The organism is Streptomyces sp. NPDC031340, assembly GCF_055569945.1.
This window is the reverse complement of sequence record NZ_JBVIIE010000065.1, coordinates 30,163-50,716: the sequence shown is the minus strand read 5'-3', so window position 1 is coordinate 50,716 and position 20,554 is coordinate 30,163. Positions and strand designations below refer to the sequence as shown.

Annotated in this window: 19 protein-coding genes and 2 pseudogenes; 8 read left to right on the top strand and 13 right to left on the bottom strand. The window is 69.9% G+C overall.

What is annotated here, in order from left to right:
* Positions 1-200: 200 nt before the first annotated feature.
* A pseudogene (locus tag ACZ5GT_RS34840) lies at positions 201-404 on the bottom strand (MFS transporter); the annotation flags it as partial.
* Positions 405-408: 4 nt separating this feature from the next.
* Between ACZ5GT_RS34840 and ACZ5GT_RS34835 the strand changes: the two are divergent.
* Positions 409-567 (top strand): annotated as a pseudogene (locus tag ACZ5GT_RS34835) (MFS transporter); the annotation flags it as partial.
* A gap of 256 nt (positions 568-823) precedes the next feature.
* Here ACZ5GT_RS34835 and npdG read toward each other — a convergent pair.
* From npdG to ACZ5GT_RS34790, 9 genes are all read right to left on the bottom strand, one after another.
* Entirely contained in the window at positions 824-1,552 is a 729-nt protein-coding gene (gene npdG / locus ACZ5GT_RS34830; RefSeq protein WP_469034454.1) for an NADPH-dependent F420 reductase, read from the bottom strand.
* Positions 1,553-2,064: 512 nt separating this feature from the next.
* The gene (locus ACZ5GT_RS34825; protein WP_469034452.1) at positions 2,065-3,024 is read right to left on the bottom strand and encodes an alpha/beta fold hydrolase; all 960 of its coding nucleotides are present in this window, start codon (positions 3,022-3,024) and stop codon (positions 2,065-2,067) included.
* Positions 3,025-3,360: 336 nt separating this feature from the next.
* The gene (locus tag ACZ5GT_RS34820; RefSeq protein ID WP_469034451.1) at positions 3,361-3,852 is read right to left on the bottom strand and encodes a carboxymuconolactone decarboxylase family protein; all 492 of its coding nucleotides are present in this window, start codon (positions 3,850-3,852) and stop codon (positions 3,361-3,363) included.
* Between the two features lie 326 nt (positions 3,853-4,178).
* The gene (locus tag ACZ5GT_RS34815; protein ID WP_469034449.1) at positions 4,179-5,030 is read right to left on the bottom strand and encodes an ABC transporter ATP-binding protein; all 852 of its coding nucleotides are present in this window, start codon (positions 5,028-5,030) and stop codon (positions 4,179-4,181) included.
* Positions 5,027-5,845, bottom strand: a complete 819-nt coding sequence (locus tag ACZ5GT_RS34810) for an ABC transporter permease (RefSeq protein WP_469034447.1) — start codon at positions 5,843-5,845, stop codon at positions 5,027-5,029. The genes ACZ5GT_RS34815 and ACZ5GT_RS34810 overlap by 4 nt, the downstream gene beginning before the upstream one ends.
* A gap of 16 nt (positions 5,846-5,861) precedes the next feature.
* A complete protein-coding gene (locus ACZ5GT_RS34805; RefSeq protein ID WP_469034445.1) occupies positions 5,862-6,731 on the bottom strand; it encodes an ABC transporter permease in 870 nt (289 codons plus the stop codon).
* Positions 6,732-6,746: 15 nt separating this feature from the next.
* Positions 6,747-7,754: an ABC transporter substrate-binding protein gene (locus ACZ5GT_RS34800; protein ID WP_469034442.1), complete on the bottom strand. Its 1,008-nt coding sequence runs from the start codon at positions 7,752-7,754 to the stop codon at positions 6,747-6,749.
* Positions 7,755-8,302: 548 nt separating this feature from the next.
* Positions 8,303-9,229 carry an amidohydrolase family protein gene (locus tag ACZ5GT_RS34795; RefSeq protein WP_469034439.1) on the bottom strand — a complete coding sequence of 309 codons (927 nt, stop codon included), beginning with the start codon at positions 9,227-9,229 and terminating at the stop codon, positions 8,303-8,305.
* Complete coding sequence (locus tag ACZ5GT_RS34790) at positions 9,222-10,049, bottom strand: SDR family NAD(P)-dependent oxidoreductase (protein WP_469034437.1); 828 nt, start codon at positions 10,047-10,049, stop codon at positions 9,222-9,224. The genes ACZ5GT_RS34795 and ACZ5GT_RS34790 overlap by 8 nt, the downstream gene beginning before the upstream one ends.
* Before the next feature lie 252 nt (positions 10,050-10,301).
* Here ACZ5GT_RS34790 and ACZ5GT_RS34785 point away from each other — a divergent pair, with 252 nt between their 5' ends.
* From ACZ5GT_RS34785 to ACZ5GT_RS34775, 3 genes are all read left to right on the top strand, one after another.
* Entirely contained in the window at positions 10,302-11,660 is a 1,359-nt protein-coding gene (locus ACZ5GT_RS34785) for a hypothetical protein (protein WP_469034435.1), read from the top strand.
* Positions 11,661-11,962: 302 nt separating this feature from the next.
* On the top strand, positions 11,963-12,718 hold the full coding sequence (locus tag ACZ5GT_RS34780; protein ID WP_469034433.1) for a CoA transferase subunit A: 756 nt from the start codon (positions 11,963-11,965) through the stop codon (positions 12,716-12,718).
* An 8-nt stretch (positions 12,719-12,726) separates the two neighbouring features.
* The gene (locus tag ACZ5GT_RS34775) at positions 12,727-13,356 is read left to right on the top strand and encodes a CoA transferase subunit B (protein WP_469034455.1); all 630 of its coding nucleotides are present in this window, start codon (positions 12,727-12,729) and stop codon (positions 13,354-13,356) included.
* A gap of 421 nt (positions 13,357-13,777) precedes the next feature.
* Here ACZ5GT_RS34775 and ACZ5GT_RS34770 read toward each other — a convergent pair whose 3' ends face one another.
* Genes ACZ5GT_RS34770 through ACZ5GT_RS34760 form a run of 3 tightly spaced genes read right to left on the bottom strand, consistent with a single transcriptional unit; the run spans position 13,778 to position 16,907 of the window.
* Positions 13,778-14,923 (bottom strand): FAD-dependent monooxygenase, encoded by a 1,146-nt coding sequence (locus tag ACZ5GT_RS34770; RefSeq protein WP_469034429.1) that lies wholly within the window; start codon positions 14,921-14,923, stop codon positions 13,778-13,780.
* Positions 14,911-15,837, bottom strand: a complete 927-nt coding sequence (locus tag ACZ5GT_RS34765) for an MBL fold metallo-hydrolase (RefSeq protein WP_469034426.1) — start codon at positions 15,835-15,837, stop codon at positions 14,911-14,913. The genes ACZ5GT_RS34770 and ACZ5GT_RS34765 overlap by 13 nt, the downstream gene beginning before the upstream one ends.
* A 23-nt stretch (positions 15,838-15,860) precedes the next feature.
* The gene (locus ACZ5GT_RS34760) at positions 15,861-16,907 is read right to left on the bottom strand and encodes a VOC family protein (RefSeq protein WP_469034423.1); all 1,047 of its coding nucleotides are present in this window, start codon (positions 16,905-16,907) and stop codon (positions 15,861-15,863) included.
* A 130-nt stretch (positions 16,908-17,037) separates the two neighbouring features.
* Between ACZ5GT_RS34760 and ACZ5GT_RS34755 the strand changes: the two genes are divergently transcribed.
* Genes ACZ5GT_RS34755 through ACZ5GT_RS34740 form a run of 4 tightly spaced genes read left to right on the top strand, consistent with a single transcriptional unit; the run spans position 17,038 to position 20,525 of the window.
* Entirely contained in the window at positions 17,038-17,538 is a 501-nt protein-coding gene (locus tag ACZ5GT_RS34755) for a MarR family winged helix-turn-helix transcriptional regulator (protein ID WP_469034421.1), read from the top strand.
* Positions 17,535-18,548: a fumarylacetoacetate hydrolase family protein gene (locus tag ACZ5GT_RS34750; RefSeq protein WP_469034418.1), complete on the top strand. Its 1,014-nt coding sequence runs from the start codon at positions 17,535-17,537 to the stop codon at positions 18,546-18,548. Before ACZ5GT_RS34755 ends, ACZ5GT_RS34750 begins: the two co-directional genes overlap by 4 nt.
* A complete protein-coding gene (locus ACZ5GT_RS34745) occupies positions 18,545-19,585 on the top strand; it encodes an amidohydrolase family protein (protein WP_469034415.1) in 1,041 nt (346 codons plus the stop codon). The genes ACZ5GT_RS34750 and ACZ5GT_RS34745 overlap by 4 nt, the downstream gene beginning before the upstream one ends.
* A 10-nt stretch (positions 19,586-19,595) precedes the next feature.
* Entirely contained in the window at positions 19,596-20,525 is a 930-nt protein-coding gene (locus tag ACZ5GT_RS34740; protein ID WP_469034413.1) for a fumarylacetoacetate hydrolase family protein, read from the top strand.
* Positions 20,526-20,554: the final 29 nt, after the last annotated feature.

The window sequence follows — 20,554 nt, the reverse complement described above, 5'->3', positions numbered from 1 at the left end:
AGGTCCGCGTCCCCGACCCTGTGTCCCCCTCCCGAACGTGGTCTGTCTCTGCCCGGAGACCCCGCCCTCCCCCCCCCCCCCCCCCCCCCCCCCCCCACCCCCCCCCCCCCTCCCCCCCTCCCCCCCCCGCTCGGGCGTCGGGGCCGCACCGCGAACGGACTCTGCAGGCCGCGGTGCGGAAGGGACCCGTCAGGCTCCGGCTATGCCGCGACGGGCTGCGGCTGCTCTGCCGTGCCGAGGCGGCCGGTTCGGGCGAGTCCGGCGACCGAGGCCGCGCACGCGAGCCCGGTCGCGGTGAGGACCGTCCAGGGCAGCCAGCGGGCGTCGTGCCGGTGGGCGAAGTCCCACAGCGCGCCGGTGCCGAGATTGCCCAGGGTGATGCCGAGGCCGGAGACGGTGTTGTAGCTGATGATGGCCAACCAGTTCGCCATCAACCTCGCCTTCTACATGCTCATGCCCTACCTCGCCGCCCATCTGTCCGACGGGCTCGGGCTCGCCGCCTGGGCCGTCGGACTCGTGCTCGGCGTCCGCAACTTCTCCCAGCAGGGCATGTTCCTGTTCGTGGGCCAGCGGCGCGTAGGCGGCGACGTTGTCGGGGTTGTTGTACTGGTCCGGGCACCAGGCACCCGGGTGCGCGGTGAGGAGTTCTTCGACGCGCTGTCGGCGGCTTTCCTGCCAGCCGCCTTCCGGGTGGGGCGTGGCGACGAGTTCGACCTGGGCGCCGTAAGCGGTGAGCAGCCAACGGCAAGCACCGCTCCGGCCCAGGGCACGGAGCGGTCTCGTCGCATCACCGGCTCCGTCCGCATCGACACGAGGGGTCTTCTCAGACGTCGCTGAGGCGCAGGCCGGCGTGGGCCTTGTAGCGGCGGTTCACCGAGATCAGGTTGGCTACCAGCGACTCCACTTGGTGGGCGTTGCGCAGGCGTCCGCCGTAGACGCCGCGTGCGCCCGGGAGGCGTGAGGCCAGTGCCTGGACGGTGTCGGTGGCAACGCGATCATCGCCCAGGACGAGTACGTCGGTGTCTATCTTCTCGATCTGCCGGTCTTCCAGGGTGACGGCGGAGAGATGGTGAAACGCGGCGGTCACCCGGGAGCCCGGCAGCAGTGCGGCAGCCTGCTGGGCGGCGCTGCCCTCCTCGGGCCGGAGTGCGTAGGCCCCCATCTTGTCGAAGCCGAGCGGGTTGACGCAGTCGACCACGATCTTGCCGGCGAGCTCTTCGCGGAGCGTGGTCAGTAGCTCGGCATGTCCCTCCCAGGGAGTGGCGACGATCACCAGATCGCTCTCCCGTGCGGTCGTGGCGTTGTCAGCGCCGCGGACGTCCCTGCCGATGGCCGCGGCGGTGGAGGCGGCCCTGGCGGCGTTCCGTGAGCCGATGATGACCTGTTGGCTCGCGCCGGCGAGCCGGTAGGCGAGGCCGCGCCCCTGTGGGCCGGTGCCGCCGAGGATGCCGACGACCAGGCCGGACACATCAGGGAGGCGATGGGGATCGTTTCGGCCGGCTGCAGCGGGAGTCGAGGAACGGGTGTCGGCGGCTTCGTCGGGATTCGTCATGCTGTGGTCCTTGGCTCGTTCGGTTCGTTCTTCCGTGGCCCGTGCCGTTCGTGGTCAGCGGGCTGCTCGGGCCGTGGGGCGTGTCCGTAGCGGTAGTCAGGCGGTCAGGGACTCCACGCGGCATATCACCTCGCGGCAGAACACGCCCACCCCGTCGGGGTCGTCGGCGAACTGCGAGGGCTTGACGCACAAGGTGAAGCCCTGGGGCAGATGCTCGGGAGCCGCCGGAAGGATTGTCCGCGGCGTTGCCGTACTTGTGGGCGGAGCAGTCGCCCGTCCGCGTGTCCGGAATGGAGTCTTTCGCAGCGGACCGATACAACTGCGGCAACAGGGCCCTCCGGATGAGCAGTGGCGTAGACACCGTTTGCGCTACCGAGAGGCCCTGCCTCATGCCCCGTGCGGCCACAATCACCTGAACCGCACGCACGCACGAAACCCCCAGCTCCACACTCGGTTTCGGCTGATGGCGTGTGCATACGAAGACGCGTCTGCGAAGGATCGGGCGCGGGTGCTCAGTGACGGCGCAGGAAGCTGAGCACGACGCTGTTCCAGGCGTCGGGCTGCTCCCAGTGAGGGTTGTGGCCCGCCTCATCGATGACGTGCGTCTTGGCGTCTTGGAGATGCTGGGCAATGAGCCGCTTGACGGAGGGCGGGGTCCAAAGGTCCGCGTCGCCGGTGATCAGCTGAACCGGCAGGGCGATGGTTTCCAGAGCCGACCAGGTGATCTTGTTGGCGGACCTCTGGGAGTACGCGTCGTTCTGCTTGGCCCGCCGGTGGATCTCCAGCCAGGCCGCCACGCCGTCCGGGTTGCCACCCCGATAGGAGGGGCCCAATTCCCTGAACTCGACTGGAAGTGCATCGAACGGGGCAGGTCGGAGCGAGGCGGAGAGCTGCGTGTAGTCAGGGTCGGAGATGCCCATGACGCTGTTGGAGACGGTGAGGCTACGCAGCCGATCCGGGTGGGACAGGGCGTAGTCGACGGCTATCGCACCGCCCGCCGCCGAGGCGACCACGTGGAAACGCTCAAGGCCGAGATGGTCGGCCAGGGTGTGCAGATCTCCGGAGGCTGTATCCGCATCGGCCTGGTTTCCGGCCACCGAGCCGTAGGCGCCACGCCGCGAGTAGCCGATCGTCCGGAACCCGGCGCGGGCGAGCACCGGCTGCTGGTACGGCCAACTCTCGCCGCTGCCGGAGTAGGGGTGCAGCAGAACGACGGCCTCTCCGCTGCCGCCCGTGTCCCAGCACCACAGATTGCCACCCCCGACGACCGGGACCCTGTGCTCGGTCACCGGCATCTGCTTCGGCACGGGCACGGGCTCCCACGGCGCGCCCTGGTGGGTGTCCCTCTTCCGGTCCTGGCCGGCGGCGGTGTCGGCGACGGCACGCCCGGTGCCGATGCCGGCGACCGCCAAGGCGACCGCTGCCCAGCCGCCCCCTACCAGCGCACGGCGGCTGGGCCCTGATCCGTGCATTGCCTGTCTTTTACCCATGTCGACCTCTTTCGTTTATGGTCCTTTGATTCAGGCCGGCCGAACTCTAAATCATCGATTGTTCGGCAACAATGCCCTTACTCTTGATAGTCGCTGCTATCTGTGGTCAAGCCGAGAAGGTGCTCGTGCATTCGAACTGAGGAGGGAAAGTCGCACAGCCCGATCGCTGAACGGCGGACAATATGCCGGGCCCCGATGACCCGCCTAGAAATGCCCGCGCAAGTAAAAGGTGAAGCGAAAACTCACCCGGCAAATCGGCGAACTCGACCGGGGGACAACCTCAACCACGAAACGGACAAGAGCGCACGTTCCGCACCCTCAGACGTCCAGGGCCACCAGGAAGCGGGACACCATGTTGTACGCGGCGACGGTGGCGGTCAGTTCGACCAGCTCCGCGTCCGAGAAGTCGGCCCGCAGGGCGTCGAAGAGCACGTCAGGGACGTGAACGTCGCGGGTCATCGCGTCGGTGTATGCGATGACCCGCCGTAGGCGCTCGTCGAGCGCCGGGCTCTCCTCCCGCACGGCCGCCAGCTGGGATTCCCCCAATCCCGCTTCACGGGCCGGGCGCTCGTGCGCGGCCCATTCGTACGGCGCCCGGTTGAGGACGGCGATCCGCAGGATCACCAGTTCCCGGATGGCGGCGGGCAGGGCGATGCGCTGGCGGATGGCGCCGAGCAGGCTGTTCCAGCCGTCGGCCAGCTGCGGACTGTGCAGGAGCATGCGGTCGAGTGAATGCAGGTTTCCGCCGCGCCGCTCGCGGATGCGGTCGGCGATCTCGCCGCTGCCGTCGGTCTCGGGGATTCGTGCCATGTGGGTCCTCATTCGTGGGTGGTGCGCGACCTTCCGGGGGTGTTCTCGCGTGCCCAGGTCAGTGCGGCGACGTTATCGAGCGGCCCGTAGTCACCGGACGCGCCGGCGGTCGGCCGGGGCGGTCGTCGGCGCAGGTCGCCGGCCGGCTGCGAGGCGAAGGGGACACCGCGGAAGAACCGCGGAAGACATGGCCCCGTCCCGTTTCCCGAGCAGCCCCCTGGGGCGGTGCGTGCGCGTGGGTCTGTCATGTCGGTGCCTTGTGCGGATGGCCGTCCTTCATGATCAACGTCGCCGGTCGCGGCCCTGGCCCGCGTGGTCGAAGCGCATCATGGTCGGCTCATCATGCTTTCGGGTTCCTGGGGCGTCGAGGCAGGTGTCTCCGCCGTGTGGTGGGGCGGTGACGGGTGTGGGTCCCGGATCTGGGTGAGGACACGGGTTCGCAGGTCCGCGAAGCGTGGGTCGGCCCGGGTGGCGATCTGGTCGCGTTCGGCGCCCAGATCGACGGGGAGGTTGTCGATGACGGCCGTCGGCCTGCCGCCCAGGACAATGACGCGGTCGCCCAGGTACACGGCCTCGTCGATGTCGTGGGTGACGACGATGACGGTGATGCCGAGTCTCCTGCGCAGCGACAGCGTCAGGTCCTCCAGGTCGAAGCGGGACTGGGCGTCGACCGATCCGAACGGCTCGTCCATCAGCAGCACCGGCGCCTCGTAGGCGAGTCCGCGGGCGATGGCCACGCGCTGCTGCATGCCGCCGGACAACTGCCAGGGGTACTTGTCGCCCACGTCCGGAAGACCGACCGCGGCCAGGCACTCGTCGGCCCGCTTCCTGCGCTCGGCCCGCTTCACGCCCATCCCTTCCAGGGGGAAGGCCACGTTGTCCCGCACCCGCAGCCAGGGCATGAGGGAGCCGCGGTAGTCCTGGAAGACGACGGCGATGTCCGCCAGCGGCCTGGTGAGCGGCTGATCGCCGTATCTGACCGTGCCCGAGGAGGGGCGGGTCAGTCCGGACAGACAGCGCAGCAGGGTGGTCTTGCCGGCACCGGACGGGCCGACGATGCAGACGAACTCCCCCGGGTCGACGCGCAGCGACAATCCGTCGATCACCCGGTGCTCGTCCGCGCCGTGACCGAACGTCTTGCAGACGTCCTCCACGATCAGGCTGGATCCGCGTTTCATGATGAGACGACCTCGTTCCGGTGCTGGGTCCGCCGGGTTCGGGGCGGACGCTGGTGGTACCAGCCGAGCAGCGCGTACTCGGCCGCCAGGAGAAGGACACTCAGCGCGTAGCCGAGGATGCCGATCAGGATGGTGCCGGCCCAGGTCTCCGGGACGGCGAAGCTGGACCCGCTCTCCAGGATGAAGTTGCCGAGGCCGACCGGGGATCCGTAGATCTCGCTGACGACCATGAGGACGACGGCGATGGACAGGGCGATCCGGATGCCTGCGAAGATCTGCGGCAGGGCGCCCGGCAGCACTACCTTGACCAGCCGCAGCCGCCAGGGAATGCGGTAGCTGCGCGCGGTCTCGTGGACGGCCGGGTTGATGCCCTGGACTCCGCTGACGGTGTTGAGCAGGATCGGCCACAGGGAACCCAGAGCGATCAGGAAGATCTTGGGGCCCCATCCGATGCCCAGAGTCAGGATGATGACCGGGACGAACGCCACCGTCGGTGTCGCGCGGGCGAAGTCCAGCAGCGGGGCGGTCGCCTGGCGCAGCGGCTTGACCTCTCCGATCACCAGGCCGGCCCCGACACCGAGGACCGTGGCGGCGGCAAGGCCCAGGACGATGTTGCGCAGGCTGAACAGCAGGTCGCCGACGAGCCCGCCGTGGAGGAGTTCCCGCCACAGGACGGTGAGCACGTCCGTCAGAGGCGGGAAGTAGAAGCTGGTGCTGCCCGCGGTGGCAAGCACGAGGACGGCGAACACCAGGAGCGGCAGCCACAGCTGCTTGAGCAGAGACTTCCAGAGCGTCCTGGACAGGTTCGAGAGCATGGGTCTTCTCCCCGCCTCAATCGGTGTGCGCGGGCGGACGCCAGCGCAGCAGCCGGGATTCGACGAGCTGGGACAGCTGGTTGATCGAGTAGCCGATCAGCCCCGCGGTGAAGATGTAGGCGTACGCCTCCGCCGACGCGCCACCCTGCTGGTCCTGGACGACCTGGTGGCCGATGCCCGGCAGCGTGGTGAGCACCTCGACTCCGATGGCGACCAGCACGGAGGTCGTCGCGGCCAGCCGCAGCCCGGTCATGATCGACGGGGTGGCGCACGGCAGGACCACCTTGCGGAAGTTCAGCAGCCGGGGGATGCGGTAGCTTTGGACGGTCTCCGCGATCATCGGCGTCACCGCGCGCGCTCCGTACTGGGCCTGCAGGAAGACGGGGAAGACACAGGCGATGAAGACCACCGTGGCCTTCATCGACGGCGTCGACCCCATGACCAGCAGGAACACCGGCAGCAGCGCGATGACCGGGAACGACCGCAGGATGTCCACCAGCAACCGGGAGGACTGCTCGGCAGCCGCGTAGGTCCCCGTGGCGAGGCCGAGCGGGACGCCGATCACGACGGCCGCGGCATAGCCGGTGACCGCGCCGCGCAGGGTGTCGGCGACCGCCTGCCAGTACGCGGCGCTGCCGACGAGTTCGGGGAACTTCGCGAACACCGCCCCCGGGGTGGGCAGCGCCATGGAACTCACCAGGCCGGCCGCGGCGATCAGCGCCCACACGGCGAGTACGACCAGTACGGCGGACAGCTGGAGCAGCATGATCCTGCCGCGCGCCCGGGCGGCGGCCCTCCTGCGCCCGGTGAGCGAGAGGAGGGCCGGAGCGGTGTCCCGGCGGGTGGATGTGGCCGGGGCGAGGTCCCGGCCGGTGGATGTGGCCATCGTTTCCTCGCCGCCTCAGCTGCTGGATGTGACGGTCGGCGCCTGGTTCCAGTACAGAGCGTCGTCCTTGGGAGCGCTGGTGAGGAGGCCGTACTCGTTCATCTTGGTGATCATGGTCCGCACGAGCGTGGCGTTGATGTTCTTGTCATAGTGCGCGATCGACGACTTGTCGATGTAGTCGGCGGGCACCTGGGTGTACTTCTTGTCGACCGCCTTGACCGCGTCGGGGTGTTTGTCGGCGTACGCCAGGGCCTTGGCGACGGCGTCGGTGAACTTCTTGGCAGTGGCGGCGTTGGCCGACAGGTACTTCTGGCTGGAGAAGAGCACCCCGAGGGGGATGCCCGGCAGCTCGTTCATGCCGTTGCCCACGGAGCGCAGGCCTGCCGCCTTGCCGGCCGCGTAGAAGGCGCCGAAGTTGTAGACGGCGTCGGTCTTGCCGGTGCCGGCGGCGTCGTTGAGGGAGGTGACGGGCAGCGCCACGAACTTTACCTTGCTGGGGTCACCGCCGTCCTTCTCGACCAGGTACTGGGCGACGAAGTGAATGTTGCCGCCCAGGGCCGCCAGGCCCACGGTCTTGCCCTCCAGGTCGGAGAAGCGCTTGATGTGGCTGCCCTTCTTCACCAGCAGCCCCTCGGTGCGGGCACCGTCCGCCGTGGAGGAGACCAGTCCGCTGACCATGCGGATGGGCAACTTCTTGGCGGCGCCCTTGAGGAAGCCGGAGGCGTCGGTCATGGCGAACTGCGCCTCGCCGTTGAGGACCGAGGGGGCGTTCTGCGAGGTGTCCGGCGCGCCGGGCTTGATGGTGACGTCCAGGCCGGCGTCCTTGAAGTAGCCCTGGTCCTGCGCTATGTAGAGGGGCTCGAAGAGCGCGCCGGTGGAACGCAGGACGGTGATCCTGGCCGTGCCGTCACTGCTCTTGGACGGCGACGCCTGCGAGCCGCAGGCGGCGAGCGGCGCGGCGACGGCGAGCGTCACGACGGCTACGGGGAGTCGTCCCCATGTGGTTCTCGAACGCTTCGTCATGAGGTTGTGCTCCTTTGTGCGGGTACGACTCTCGGCGGGTGTGTGCCGGTGCGGCCGCGTGGGCGGATGGAGGCGGCACGGATGGTGGGCTCCGGTGGGACCGTGGAGGTCCCGAAGAGACCACCGGGTCGTTCGATCGCGGACCTTCTCCGGGGGTTCGGCCTGCTCGCGGCCGGGGCCATGGCGGGAAGCGGTCAGCGAAGTCGTTGTCGAGTCAGCGGTCGTGCATGCAGTTCCACCCGGCTCCGTCCCCCGGAACGGACGGGGACCGGGAGCCCTTCGACCCGGGCGGGCCGTACGGCCCCGGTCACGTTCCGCCCGTCTCTGGCGATGACGTCAGCCTCGCCGATGTCACCACCAGGGTGGATGATGGCTTCACCAAGGGCCTCGGCAGGCTTCGGACCGGCTGACCTGGACAACTTTGTCTCCTCGGGCGGTGCGATACCGCGACGCTACTGTCGACACTAATTGCGGGTCAAGTGGCGTATCGCATCTATTTTGACCTCCCTGTCGACACTATTCGGTAACGGTGAGGCGTGAGTGACGGCCTACGCGACGGGCGGGAAGTCGAAGAGTTCCGCCGGGTTGTCGACCATCAGCCGGCGCAGCAGTTCGGGGTCGGGTGCGATGCCGGCCAGCAGGTCGACCAGCAGGCCGTCGTCGGGGGCGGCCCCCACGATGTTCACGTGGGGATAGTCGGTGCCCCACAGCACGCGCTCCGGCGCGTAGGCCACGAGGGACGCGGCAAGCGCCACCGCGTCGGCGTAGGGCGGCCCCTGCCGGGAGACCCGGTCCACGCCGCTGACCTTGAGCCAGACGTCGCCCGTGTCCAGCAGAGCGCGCAGGCTGCGCAGCGAGGCGCTGCCGGGTCCTTCCGTGATGTCCACGCGGGCGAGGTGGTCGATGACCACCCGGCCCGGCAACGACCGGATGAGACGTTCATGGTCCGCCACCTCGCGGCCGCTGACATGGATCTCGGCGGCCCAGCCGAGACCGTCGACGCGCTCCAGTACGGAATCGATCTCCTCACGGGTCGGTGCGCTGCCCAGATGCGGAAGGAAGTTGAGACGGAAAGCGCGCACTCCGGCGCGGTGCAACTCCTCGAGCTCCGCCCGGGTGGTCCTCTCACCGATCAGCGCGACCCCGCGCAGCCGCCCGCCGCCGGACGCGAGGGCATCCAGCAGCATCCGGTGGTCGGAGCCTTGGCAGGACGACTGCACGATCACGGCACGGGACAGGCCGAGATGGTCGTGGAGGGCGCCGAGCTGCTCCTTGGGAGCGTCGACCGGAGTGAACGTGCGGTCGGCGGCGTACGGGAAGACCTCGGCCGGACCGAAGACGTGGCAGTGGGCGTCGCAACTGCCGGGCGGCAGCACGAGGGCGGGTTTGCGGGGCGCCGGGTGCGGGGGTGGGCAGCCGGGCGACGGCACTGCCGGGGCGGCCGCCCTGGCCCTGGTGACGGCGGACTCAGTCACAGCGGACCGTCATTCCACCGTCGACGACGATCTCCGTGCCGGTGACGAAGCGGGCCTCGTCGGAGGCGAGGAACAGCGCGGCGTAAGCGGTGTCGCGGCCGTCACCCATGAAACCCAGCGGGATCCGGGCCTGCCGCTGCGCCAGCAGCTTCTCCACGTCGCCGCCCGCGCGCTGTCCGGCGAGGCGCGCCTCGACCATGGGGGTGTGCAGCTGTCCGGGGACCACGGTGTTCACGCGGATGCCGTCGGACGCGTACTCGACGGCGGTCACCCGGGAGAGCTGGACGACCGCGGCCTTGGCTGCCGCGTAGCCCACCTGCGCGGCGCCCGTCCAGCGCAGCCCCGACGCCGACGCGGTGTTCACGATCGAGCCTCCTCCGCCGCGCCGCATCACCGGGATGACGTGCTTGCAGGCCAGGAAGGAGCTGGTGAGATTGGTCCGCAGCTGGCTGTCCCAGTCCTCCAGGCTGAGCTCGACGGCCCCGCCCGCGCGCGAGCCGCCGACGTTGTTGACGAGGATGTCGATCCGGCCCGCCGTCCGCTCGGCCTCCTCGAAGTAGGCCTGGACCTCTGCGGGCTCGGTGACGTCCAGCACGGATGTGTGGACGGTGCCGCCCTCCTCGCGGATCTGCCGGGCGGTGACCTCCAGGGAGTCCTTGTCCCGGTCGGTCAGGAAGACGGTGGCACCCTCCCGGGCGAAGATCACGGCCGTCGCACGACCGTTGCCCCAGCCCGGGCCGACACTGCCGGCCCCGCTGATGACGGCGATCCGGCCCGCCAGCCGACCATGCCGGGGGCCTCCGCCGACGTCTTGGCTCACGATGATTCTCCTCGGTCGGAACTGAGTTCAAGTGTCGACAGCATCACCTAGTGTCGACAAAAAGTAAACTCCGTGCCGCGTATCGGCCCGGAATGGGCAGGAGTATTGCAAGCAGTGTCGACAGAATGTTTGGATGGGTCATCCTTGGCGAGCAGGGAACCGCTGATGTCCGGCGGCGCGCCAGAGGAGACAGAGGACCGGTCACGGCCGGACAGCGGCCCTCCCGGGCCACCGACGACTTACGGAGGGTTCATGGACAAGCCGGCAGTGTTCACCGCCGAGGAGATCGCCCGCTTCCGGGCCGAACTCGCCGCGAAGCGCGCCCCCGGCGCCTACGAGCCCGGCCGCTGGTCGGTCAGCCCGCTCAACCGGCGGCCGGAAGTGACCGGCCCGCTGCCGCGGTCCGTCCGTCTGCGCGACGCCACGCTCCGGTCCGTCGAGACCCTGCCCGGCGTCGTTGCCTCCGTCGAGGCCAAGGAGGCGTATCTGCGCCGGCTCGTCGACGCGGGTGTCGGCGAGATCGTCACCGCGGGGGTCACCGGGCGGGACGACGCGGCGCTGCGCGCGGAGGTCGCCATCATCAAGAGCGGAGCCACCGGGGACACCGCCTGCCGGGCGGTGTGCCCCCTGATGCGCACGATCCAGGACATCGACCGTGCCGCCGACGCCGGTTACGACGGCGTGCAGATCTGGGTGGACCTCCTGGGCGAGGCGGCGCTGATCTACCAGCCGGCCGTCTATCAACGGTCGTGGAAGGGCGAGGACTGGCGCACCGCTCACACCCCGCGCAGTCACGTCGACGTACTCGCCGGCGCGATCCCGCTCGTCCGGCACGCCCGTTCCCGCGGCCTCGACGTCATCGTGCCGATACTGATGGTCTCCTACGTCGCGGAAGAGGTTCTGGAAGAGTCCGTCACCGCGCTCACCGGGGCCGGCGCCACCGAGATCACCCTGTTCGACGGACCGGGCGCGATGAGCCCGGAGGCGTACGCGTATTTCGTCCGCCGCACGAAGGAACTGGCACCCGAGGTCGAAGTCGGAGTGCACCCGCACAACACCTTCGGCCTGGCGGTCGGGTGCGCGATCGGCGCCGCCCGGGCCGGCGCCGCCGTCGTCGAACTGTCCGTCAACGGCTACTGCGGCGGCCCCGGAAACGCCGACCTGGCCGCCACCGCACTGGCCTTCGAGGCGCTGTACGGGGTGAGTACGGGCATCCGCCCGGGGGAGTTGACCGCTTTGGCCCGCGCCGGGGAGGAGCTGACCGGCTACCACCTCGCCTGGAACCACCCGGTGACCGGCACACACTCCTTCTCCTGGGGCGGTATGGACTTCATCACCCAGGAGACCGCGGTCGACCCGTTGCTGCACAACTGCCTGGAACCCGCGTTCGTGGGCAACGAGCGCAAGGTCCCGTTCACTCCTGACAGCGGCCCCTACACGCTCACCGACAAACTGTCGGCACTCGGCGCCGACCTCACGCACGCCCAGATCGACGAGGTGCTGCGACGCGCCCGCGAGGTCATGGCCCGCGAAGGCCGTCTGCTCACCGACCCGGACCTGGCGGCGCTCGCGGAACAGGTCGCTGCGTCCTCATCGTGCCAGGAGTCGTAGACCACGCCGAGGCGGAGGCCGTCGGCGGCGCCCCGCGCGGGCGCGCTCCGGCCACACCGGACAGTTCCTGCCGGCGGACAAGCACCGGCGCCCCGCGCGGGCGCGCTCCGGCGCTTCGCCCGCACCGGCCCCGACGCGGCACTCACCGGCGCCGGCCTCCCCGCCCCGCCACCGCGCCTGTCGCCGTCCCCGCGCCGGACGTGCCCGGCGTCCCGGGCAGCCCGCGACCACCGGGCCGGCTGATGCCCGGACCATCTGCGACCACCGGGGAGCCACATCCCCCGAGCCAAGGAGCCCGCCCCGTGAACAAGGTTTGCGTGACCGCCGCAGAAGCGGTCCTCGACATCGCCGATGGGTCGTCACTGGCTGTCGGCGGATTCGGCCTCAGCGGCGTGCCCGAGGTCCTCATCCGAGCCCTCTACGAGCAGGGTGCCACCGGACTCCGGGTCGTGTCGAACAACTGCGGTGTCGACGGCCGTGGCCTGGGCGTGCTGCTGGCCGCCGGGCGCATCGCCCGCGTGACCGGCTCGTACGTCGGCGAGAACCAGGAGTTCGCCCGCCAGTACCTGTCCGGCGAACTGGAGGTCGAACTGACCCCGCAGGGCACGCTCGCCGAGCGGCTGCGGGCGGGCGGCGCGGGCATCCCCGCCTTCTACACGCCGGCCGGCGTCGGCACCCAGGTCGCCGAGGGCGGTCTGCCCTGGCGCCACACGCCCGACGGCGACGTGGCGATCGCTTCCCCGCGCAAGGAGAGCCGCCGCTTCGACGGACGCACCTACGTGCTGGAGTACGGCATCACCACCGACTTCGCGCTGATCCGGGCGGCGAAGGCCGACCGGCACGGCAACCTCGTCTTCAACAAGACCGCCGCCAACTTCAATCCACTGGCCGCGATGGCGGGACGCGTCGCGATCGCCGAGGTCGAGGAACTCGTCGAACCGGGCGGGATCCGGCCGGACGAGGTCCACCTGCCGGGCGTCTTCGTCCAGCGGATCGTCGTACTGACGCCGGCCCAGGCCGCCGACAAGCAGATAGAGAAGAGGACCGTCCGCACATGAACACGCCCATGGGCTGGACCCGCGGCCAGATGGCCGCCCGCGCCGCCGCCGAACTCACCGACGGCTCCTACGTCAACCTCGGCATCGGCCTGCCCACCCTGGTCCCCGGCCACCTCCCCCCGGACGTGCACGTCGTGCTGCACTCCGAGAACGGCATCCTGGGCACCGGTCCGTATCCGACCGAGGACGAGGTCGACCCGGATCTCATCAACGCGGGCAAGGAGACCGTCACGGTGTTGCCGGGCGCATCCTTCTTCGACTCCGCGCTCTCCTTCGGGATGATCCGAGGTGGGCACATCGACACGGCGGTCCTGGGAGCGATGCAGGTGTCGCAGAACGGGGACCTCGCCAACTGGATGATTCCCGGCAAGATGGTCAAGGGGATGGGCGGCGCGATGGATCTCGTCCACGGCGCCCGCCGCGTCATCGTCCTGATGGAGCACACCGCCAAGGACGGCTCCCCGAAGATCGTCGAGAAGTGCACGCTGCCGCTCACGGGTGAGAGGTGTGTGCACCGTGTCATCACCGACCTCGGTGTCCTCGACATCACCCCGGACGGCGTCACCCTCGTCGAAACCGCCCCCGGCGTGGCCGTCGAGGACGTCACCATGCGTACCGGCGCGCCGTTGCGCTTCTGAGACGCACCGTCGAGTGCTCCGGCCGGAGCGCATCCGCTGCACGGCTCGGATGGAGGACGGCCCGCCGTATCTTCCTCTTACGGAAGCTCTGCGTGCGGGCCGCTCGCGTGTGCGGCCGGGTGCGGGCACCGCGCGACCTCCAGCACGCCGCCTCCGCCGGGCCGGGCGCCGACCGTCAGCTCGCCCGGCGTCCTCCGGGGCAGCACTCCGCCCGGCGTCCTGCCGCCGCGTGACCACATGCGCGATGCCGTCCTCGACCCGGCCGGACCGATGCCGCGCCGTGACGTGGAAAGCCCGCACCGGGGTGTCGCAGCCGGGGATTCCGGCCGCGACGGCCCAGTGCGGGCCCATCGTTCTGACTGACGAGTCGGTCCACCGGTCAGCGCGGCGAACGACTACGCCGGGAGGACGATCGGAGGCTTCACGGGGCGTCCGCCAGCAAGCGAGTGATCTCCATCTGGCGGTCGCCCAGGCCGGCCGCGAACGCCGCCTTGCGCTCGATGTCGCTCTCCATCTCGTTCTGCAGGATCGCGTGCGCCTGGTCCTGGACGTACTTCACCCGCTCGTAGCGACGCCGCATGAACGAGGCGAGCGCGTCCTGGACGTCGCGGCCGAGGAGTTCGTCGGCCAGCACGATCGCGTCCTCCATCGCCATGGCGGCACCCTGTGCCAGGTGCGGAGCCACCGCGTGGGCCGCGTCGCCGATCAGGATGATGTTGCCCTTGTGCCACGGTGCCGGCAGGAACACCTCCTGCAGTGGCGCCCAGTGGACCTCGCTGTCGGCGGTGATCACGTCGCGTGCGTGGCCGACGAGTCCGCCGAAGCCGACGAGCTTGTCCTTGAGCGTCGGGATCATGGTGGCCGGGTCGGGAACGGCGCCCCAGTCGCCCTCCTCCACGACGAGCAGGTACATGATCTTCTCGTTGAGGTGCAGCACCGACGCCTTGACGAGGCTTCCGTTCCGGTACTCGCTCAGCACCATGTCCGGGCGCCGGTCGACCGCCACCCGCCAGCACGCGTATCCGGTGGGCACGGGGTCGTGGCCGCTGCCGAACATCAGGTTCCGCAGCGGGGAACGGATGCCGTCGGCACCGACCACGAGGTCGTACCGGGCCGTCGTCCCGTCGGTGAAGGTGACGTCCACGCCGGCGCCGTCGTCCTCGAGGCTCTCCCAGGTGAGGCCGAGGCGCACGGTGGCCCCGGCCTTCTCGGCGGCTTCGGTGAGGATCCGGTGCAGGTCAGCCCGCGTCATGGACACCTGGAACGGTACGTCCGGCGGGTCGACCGGCGTGAACTCGGCGGTCAGCCGCCCCTCGGAGTCGTACCGGCGGATTCCGCGGTACTGGTAGCCGTGAGCCACCACCTCGTCGTAGACGCCGAGGGCGCGCAGGGCCCGCAGTGCGTTCGCCGGGTGGTTCAGCCCGACACCGACGGTGGCGTTCACCGCCTTGACCTCGACGACGTCGACCGTCCAGCCGGTGGACGCGAGCGTGATGCCCGCGGCCAGACCGCCGATGCCGGCACCGACGATCAATGCCCGGCGGGGGGGTCTTCCTACGCGTGACATGTCAGCGGCCTCCCGCCGTTGAGGACCATCATGTCGCGACGGGTCGCGATGAGGTCGATTTCCTGTCCTGGTGCGGCGCCGTCGAGTTCGGCGAAGGCGCGGTGCAGATTGGCGACGAGCCGTTCGCCGTCCGTGAGGTGCGCGAACGGATGCCCGGGGTTCGCGCGCGCGATGTCCAGGGGGGTCAGACCGCGTTTGCGGCCGGCCCGGGCGAGCTCCAGGACGAACTCGAGGTAGGCGATCTCCACCTCGAAGACCTCGGGCCCGCAGAGCTCGCCGTGACCGGGCACGACGACCTCCGGTTGCCAGCCGATGAGGGTGCTCAGCACTTCGAGGGAGCCGCTGATCGACCCCGCCGAGACGAGCGGCGTGCTGCCGTTGAAGGCCAGGTCGCCGGCGAACAGCACACCCTGCTCCTCGATCCACACCACGAGGTCGCCGGTGGTGTGCGCGGGAGTGGGCATCGCACGGATCTCGACGCCGAGACCGTTCGCCCACCAGGTCACGTGCCCGTCGACGGTGATGGTCGGACGGGTCGGCCGCAGGTCGCCCCAGACGACATGGGGAAAGGGGCCCGTGGGGTCGGGGACCGTCGGCACGTGCTCGAGCATGGGCTCCCGTGCTCGGGAGTGCGTGATGACCGCCGCGTCCGGGAACAGGTAGTTGCCGTTGGTGTGGTCCGTGTGCCAGTGGGTGTTGACCAGCCCCATGACCGGCAGCCCGGACGTGGCGTTGACCGTGTCGCGGAAGGCGAGCGTACGCGCTTCGGTCGCCGTGGTGTCGACCACGAGCACATGCTCGTCACCGACGACGAATCCGGTGTTGTTGATGAACCAGCCGCCGTCGGGCTGGACGTACGCGAAGACCGCGGGTGCGACTTCGTGGAGGGTGGCGTCTTCGATCCTGGTGGTCATGGTGGTCTCTTCACGCGTCGGCATCAGATCGGGGCGGGGACCCAGAGCCCGCTGTCCTGCTGGGTCACGGAGTCGAGTGCGAACAGGTCCTCGAGACCCCCCGCGGTGCCCCACTGGTCGTACCAGTCGGGCGTCGCGGGCCAGATCCGCGGTTGCCAGGCGTCCTCGTCGACGATGCGTTCGAGTTCGGTCGTGTACTCCACGACGTTGCCGTGCGGGTCGGCGAAGTAGGAAAAGGTGTTGTCGCCGGCGCTGTGGCGACCGGGGCCCCACAGCGGCTTGTGACCGTGCCGGACGAGCCGGCCGGTGCCGCGGAGGTACTCGTCGAGCCCGCGCATCTCGAAGGAGACGTGGTTCAACGAGACCTTGGTCCGCTGGGCGATGGCGAGGCAGTGGTGTTCCTCCGAGCAGCGGAGGAACGCCATCCGGTCGGAGAGCCAGTCCGAGAGCCGGAAGGCGAGGTGAGTGCGGTACCACTCGACAGTGGCCTGTACGTCGGTGCTGTTGAGGACGACATGGCTCAGCTTCCTCGGCACCGACTCACCCGGTTCCAGTGCCCGGAACGGTTTCGGACGCACGTCGGCGGAGACTTCGACGAGCCGGCCGTCGATGTCGAAGAAGCGCATGCCGTAGCCGCCACCGGGACTGTCCTGGACTCCCGGCTCGCGGACGATGCGCACGCCGGCCCGGCCGAGGCCCTCGCACAGCGCGTCGACGGCGGCGGCGCTCTTCGCGGCGAACGAGATGACGTCCACACGCTGCGATTCGGCCTGGCGAAGCCGGATGATGTACGGCTCGGCGGAGCCGACGGAGCCGAGGAACACGACTCCGGTGTCCTCAGCCACCCTGTAGAGCCCCCAGATGCCTTCGTAGAAGGCGGTCGCCTTCGCCAGGTCCGGGACGCCCAGGCCTACATGGCGCAGGCCCGCCAAGGCCGACCGCGCCGCGGTCACCGAGGCTGGTTCAGCCCCCTGGGATGCGAACGGCGGAAGTGACCGCCGGACGAACTCGGGCGGCTCGACGTCGACGACGGCTCCGCCACCGCCGCCGTGCGGCCTGGTCTGGACCATATGTCTCTCCTGAACGGCTGAAGTGTGTGACGACTGAGTGACGACTGTCTCCGAGCGATCCTCTTATGTCAATCAGTTGACGTTAAGCAGTTGACGCGAAAGACTTCCGCCAACCGAAGGGAGTGGTGCCATGCCCCACGAGGACCAGCAGATCGAGACGACCGAGCGGCTCATGTACCTGCTCAACCGGATTCGCGTACACACCGCCGACGCCGTCGCTTCCGCCCTCTCCGACCTGGAGCTGACGGGAACACAGGCGTTGATCCTCGAGACGCTCCTGGAAAGCGGGCCCACGAGCGCCGCGGAACTCGGACGTCGCTGCCTGATCACCCGTCAGGCGCTGAGCGCGCCGCTCAACGCCCTCGAACGGCGCGGGCTCGTGAGCCGCCCCCAGCCCGACGTCTCGGCGCGGCAGCGCCCGAGCAGCCTCACCGACAGCGGCCGGGAGATCGCCGCCTCGGTTCGGGAACGCGTGCTCCGGCTCGAGCGTGGGTCACTGCAGTCGTTCACCGCGGAGGAACGCGCCACCCTTGAGCAGCTGCTCCGGCGCTACGCCGACTTCTGGACCGGTCAGGCCGGATCCCGCCCCGCGTTCGCCGAGGCCGAACCGGCCGGAAGGAGCCCGAAGTGACCGAGCCGATCTGGCACAACCTTCCGACGGGCGGATTCGGCTTCGCCCGCTATCTCGGTGCGGACGGACCTGACATCGCGCTGGTGACCGACGGTGAGGCCTATCCCCTGTCCGCCACCGGGATCGTCGATGGCCCGGTGGCGGCACTGCAGGCTCTGCTCGGCGGATGGGACGACATCCTCGACGCCCTGCAGAGGTGGATCCGGGCCGGACGGCAGACCGGCGTCACGCCGCTCGGCCTGCGTCGCACCGATCTGCTGCCGCCGGTCGAGCCGCTGCAGATCTTCCAGGCGGCCGCGAACTACCGCAAGCACGTGATCGATCTGATGGTCGCCTCGCCGCGGCCGGAGCACGTGCACGAGAACGAGGCACGACGCCGCGAGATCGCGACGGCGCTGATGGATCAGCGCGCGGCCTCCGGTACTCCCACCGTGTTCGCCGGTATGCCCACCAGCGTGACAGGGCCGTACTCCGACGTCGTCATCCCCCGGATCACCGCCCAGTGCGACTGGGAGCTGGAACTGGCCGTCGTCATCGGGCGACCGGCGCGTTACGTGTCGGCCGCCGACGCGATGTCGTACGTGGCCGGCTACACGATCGTCAACGACGTGTCGATGCGCGACTGGCTGTACCCGACCGGGGACAGCGGTCGCGGTGCCGACTGGCTGGCCTGCAAGGGCGCGCCGACGTTCCTCCCGTCGGGTCCGTTCGTCGTGCCGGCCCGGTTCGTCCCGGATCCCAGCGAGCTGACGATCACGCTGGAGCTCAACGGCACGACCATGCAGCACGAGAGCGCCGCCGACATGATCTTCGACATCCCGCGGCTCATCGAACACACTTCACGGTTCGCCGAACTGCGGCCGGGTGATGTGCTGCTGACCGGATCTCCGGCGGGCAACGGCGTGCACCACGGGCGGTTCCTCCGTGACGGCGACGTGATGACCGGAGCGATCACCGGTCTCGGCGTGCAGGAGACGCCCGTGGTCGACGAGAACCCGGCCCGCCAGTGAGCACCGGGAGCATCGACGTCCACGCCCACGCGCACGCGCCGACCGCCGGGCGGCTGGCGCAAGACATGCCGGGATACCAGGCGCACCTGGCCGGTCTGGCCCGCCGGTACCGCGACCCGAAGACCGCCGCGCACATGCGCGGGATCGAGCATGTCTGGGCGCACAAGCTGAGCGATCTTCCCGCCCGCCTGGCCGACATGGACCGCGCCGGGGTGACGGCACAGCTGGTGTCCGTCAACCCGGGCCAGTACCACCACTGGGCCGACCCCGCAGAGGCCGAGGCGCTGGTCGCCGCCACCAACGACGACCTGGCGCAGCTGATCTCCCGCCGGCCGGACCGGCTGGCGGCTCTGGGCCATGTGTCGCTGCAGCACCCGGAACTCGCGGCGGGGCAACTCGACGGCCTGATGCGCCGACCGGGTTTCGTCGGCGCGCAGATCTCCACCCAGGCGACCGGGATGGACCTGTCGGACCGACGCCTCGACGACTTCTGGCAGGTCGCGGAGCGGCACGAAGCGGTGATCTTCCTGCACCCGCTGGGCTGTCCGGAACTGACCGACCGGCTCGCTCCCTCGTATCTGAACAACATCATCGGACAGCCGGTCGAGACCACGATCGCCCTTGCGCACCTCATCTTCACCGGCGTCCTCGACCGTCATCCGCGTCTGCGTATCTGTGCGGCGCACGGCGGCGGCTACCTGCCCACCTGTCCGGGCCGCGGCGAGCACGCGTACCGGGTGCGGCCGGACAGTCACTCCATGGCGCACCCGCCGGGCTGGTACCTGCGCCGCATGTGGTTCGACACCGTGATCCACTCGCCGGCCGGTGCTCGCGCCCTCATCGACTCCGTCGGGGCCGGCCGTCTTGTCGTCGGAACCGACTACCCCTTCGACATGGGGGTCGACGAACCGGAGAGGTTCCTCGCCGAAGTCCAGGGACTCGACGAATCGGACCGCGAAGCCATCCGCACCGGCAATGCGCGGCAGCTGCTGGGCAGCCGGTCCTCTCTGCTGACCTCCACCGCCCCTGACAACTGAAGGAACCCGCATGCGCTGGACCGCTTACACCTCCCCGACGGACGCAACGCCACGTATCGGCGTTCTCGACGGAGACCGGATCGCCGAATGCCCGTCCTCCCGTCGCCTGCTCGACCTCCTTGACGCCGACGGCTCCCGCCTCACGGCGGCGGCCGACGAGGCCATGTCCGTCGGCCGGCGGTGGCGGCTGACAGACCTGACGCTCCAGGCCCCCATCCCGGTACCGCCGTCCATCCGTGACTTCATGGCGTTCGAGGAGCACCTCAAGCCGATCCTGGCCGCGCGCGGTGGGGCGATCGACCCGGCGTGGTACGAGATCCCGGCGTTCTACTTCACCAATCCAGCCGCGGTCACGGGGCCGAACACCGACGTCCGGGCGGCGCCGGGCGCAGTCCAGCTCGACTACGAACTCGAGCTCGCCGCCGTGATCGGCCGCCCAGGCCGCAACCTCACCCCGGAGCAGGGCCAGGCGGCGATCGCCGGTTACCTGCTCATGTGCGACTGGAGCGCGCGCGACCTGCAGCGCAGGGAACGCCCGGTCGGGTTGGGCCCGGTCAAGGGCAAGGACTGGGCCACCTCGTTCGGTCCGTTCTTCGTCACGGCGGACGAACTGCCGGTCGCACCGGGGGCGCGGACGCCGGACATCACGCTGACCGCGGCCGTCAACGGACGGCCCTACAGCGAGGGCCACCTCCGCGACGTCTACTGGACCTTCGGACAGATGATCAGTTACGCCTCCCGCGGTACGGAAGTCCGTCCCGGGGACATCATCGGCAGCGGCACGGTGGGGACCGGTTGCATCGCGGACCTGTCCGCGCGGTTCGGCCAGGAGCAGTACCCGTGGCTCAAGCCCGGTGACCGCGTCCGGCTGGACGGCGGTCTCCTGGGCGCGATCGACTGCAGGCTGCTCGACGCGGACCCGGTCGTGCCGCTCGACTGAGCGGACGGCCCGTCCTGTCCGGCGCAGGC

Excerpts from the sequence above, each read along its gene's own strand:
- ACZ5GT_RS34820 (WP_469034451.1), bottom strand. The coding sequence starts at position 3,852 with ATGGCACGAATCCCCGAGACCGACGGCAGCGGCGAGATCGCCGACCGC.
- ACZ5GT_RS34770 (WP_469034429.1), bottom strand. The coding sequence starts at position 14,923 with ATGTCACGCGTAGGAAGACCCCCCCGCCGGGCATTGATCGTCGGTGCC.
- ACZ5GT_RS34755 (WP_469034421.1), top strand. The coding sequence starts at position 17,038 with ATGCCCCACGAGGACCAGCAGATCGAGACGACCGAGCGGCTCATGTAC.
- ACZ5GT_RS34800 (WP_469034442.1), bottom strand. The coding sequence starts at position 7,754 with ATGACGAAGCGTTCGAGAACCACATGGGGACGACTCCCCGTAGCCGTC.
- ACZ5GT_RS34740 (WP_469034413.1), top strand. The coding sequence starts at position 19,596 with ATGCGCTGGACCGCTTACACCTCCCCGACGGACGCAACGCCACGTATC.
- ACZ5GT_RS34775 (WP_469034455.1), top strand. The coding sequence starts at position 12,727 with ATGGGCTGGACCCGCGGCCAGATGGCCGCCCGCGCCGCCGCCGAACTC.
- ACZ5GT_RS34825 (WP_469034452.1), bottom strand. The coding sequence starts at position 3,024 with ATGCACGGATCAGGGCCCAGCCGCCGTGCGCTGGTAGGGGGCGGCTGG.
- ACZ5GT_RS34805 (WP_469034445.1), bottom strand. The coding sequence starts at position 6,731 with ATGGCCACATCCACCGGCCGGGACCTCGCCCCGGCCACATCCACCCGC.
- ACZ5GT_RS34765 (WP_469034426.1), bottom strand. The coding sequence starts at position 15,837 with ATGACCACCAGGATCGAAGACGCCACCCTCCACGAAGTCGCACCCGCG.
- ACZ5GT_RS34785 (WP_469034435.1), top strand. The coding sequence starts at position 10,302 with ATGGACAAGCCGGCAGTGTTCACCGCCGAGGAGATCGCCCGCTTCCGG.
- ACZ5GT_RS34810 (WP_469034447.1), bottom strand. The coding sequence starts at position 5,845 with ATGCTCTCGAACCTGTCCAGGACGCTCTGGAAGTCTCTGCTCAAGCAG.
- ACZ5GT_RS34760 (WP_469034423.1), bottom strand. The coding sequence starts at position 16,907 with ATGGTCCAGACCAGGCCGCACGGCGGCGGTGGCGGAGCCGTCGTCGAC.
- ACZ5GT_RS34815 (WP_469034449.1), bottom strand. The coding sequence starts at position 5,030 with ATGAAACGCGGATCCAGCCTGATCGTGGAGGACGTCTGCAAGACGTTC.
- npdG (WP_469034454.1), bottom strand. The coding sequence starts at position 1,552 with ATGACGAATCCCGACGAAGCCGCCGACACCCGTTCCTCGACTCCCGCT.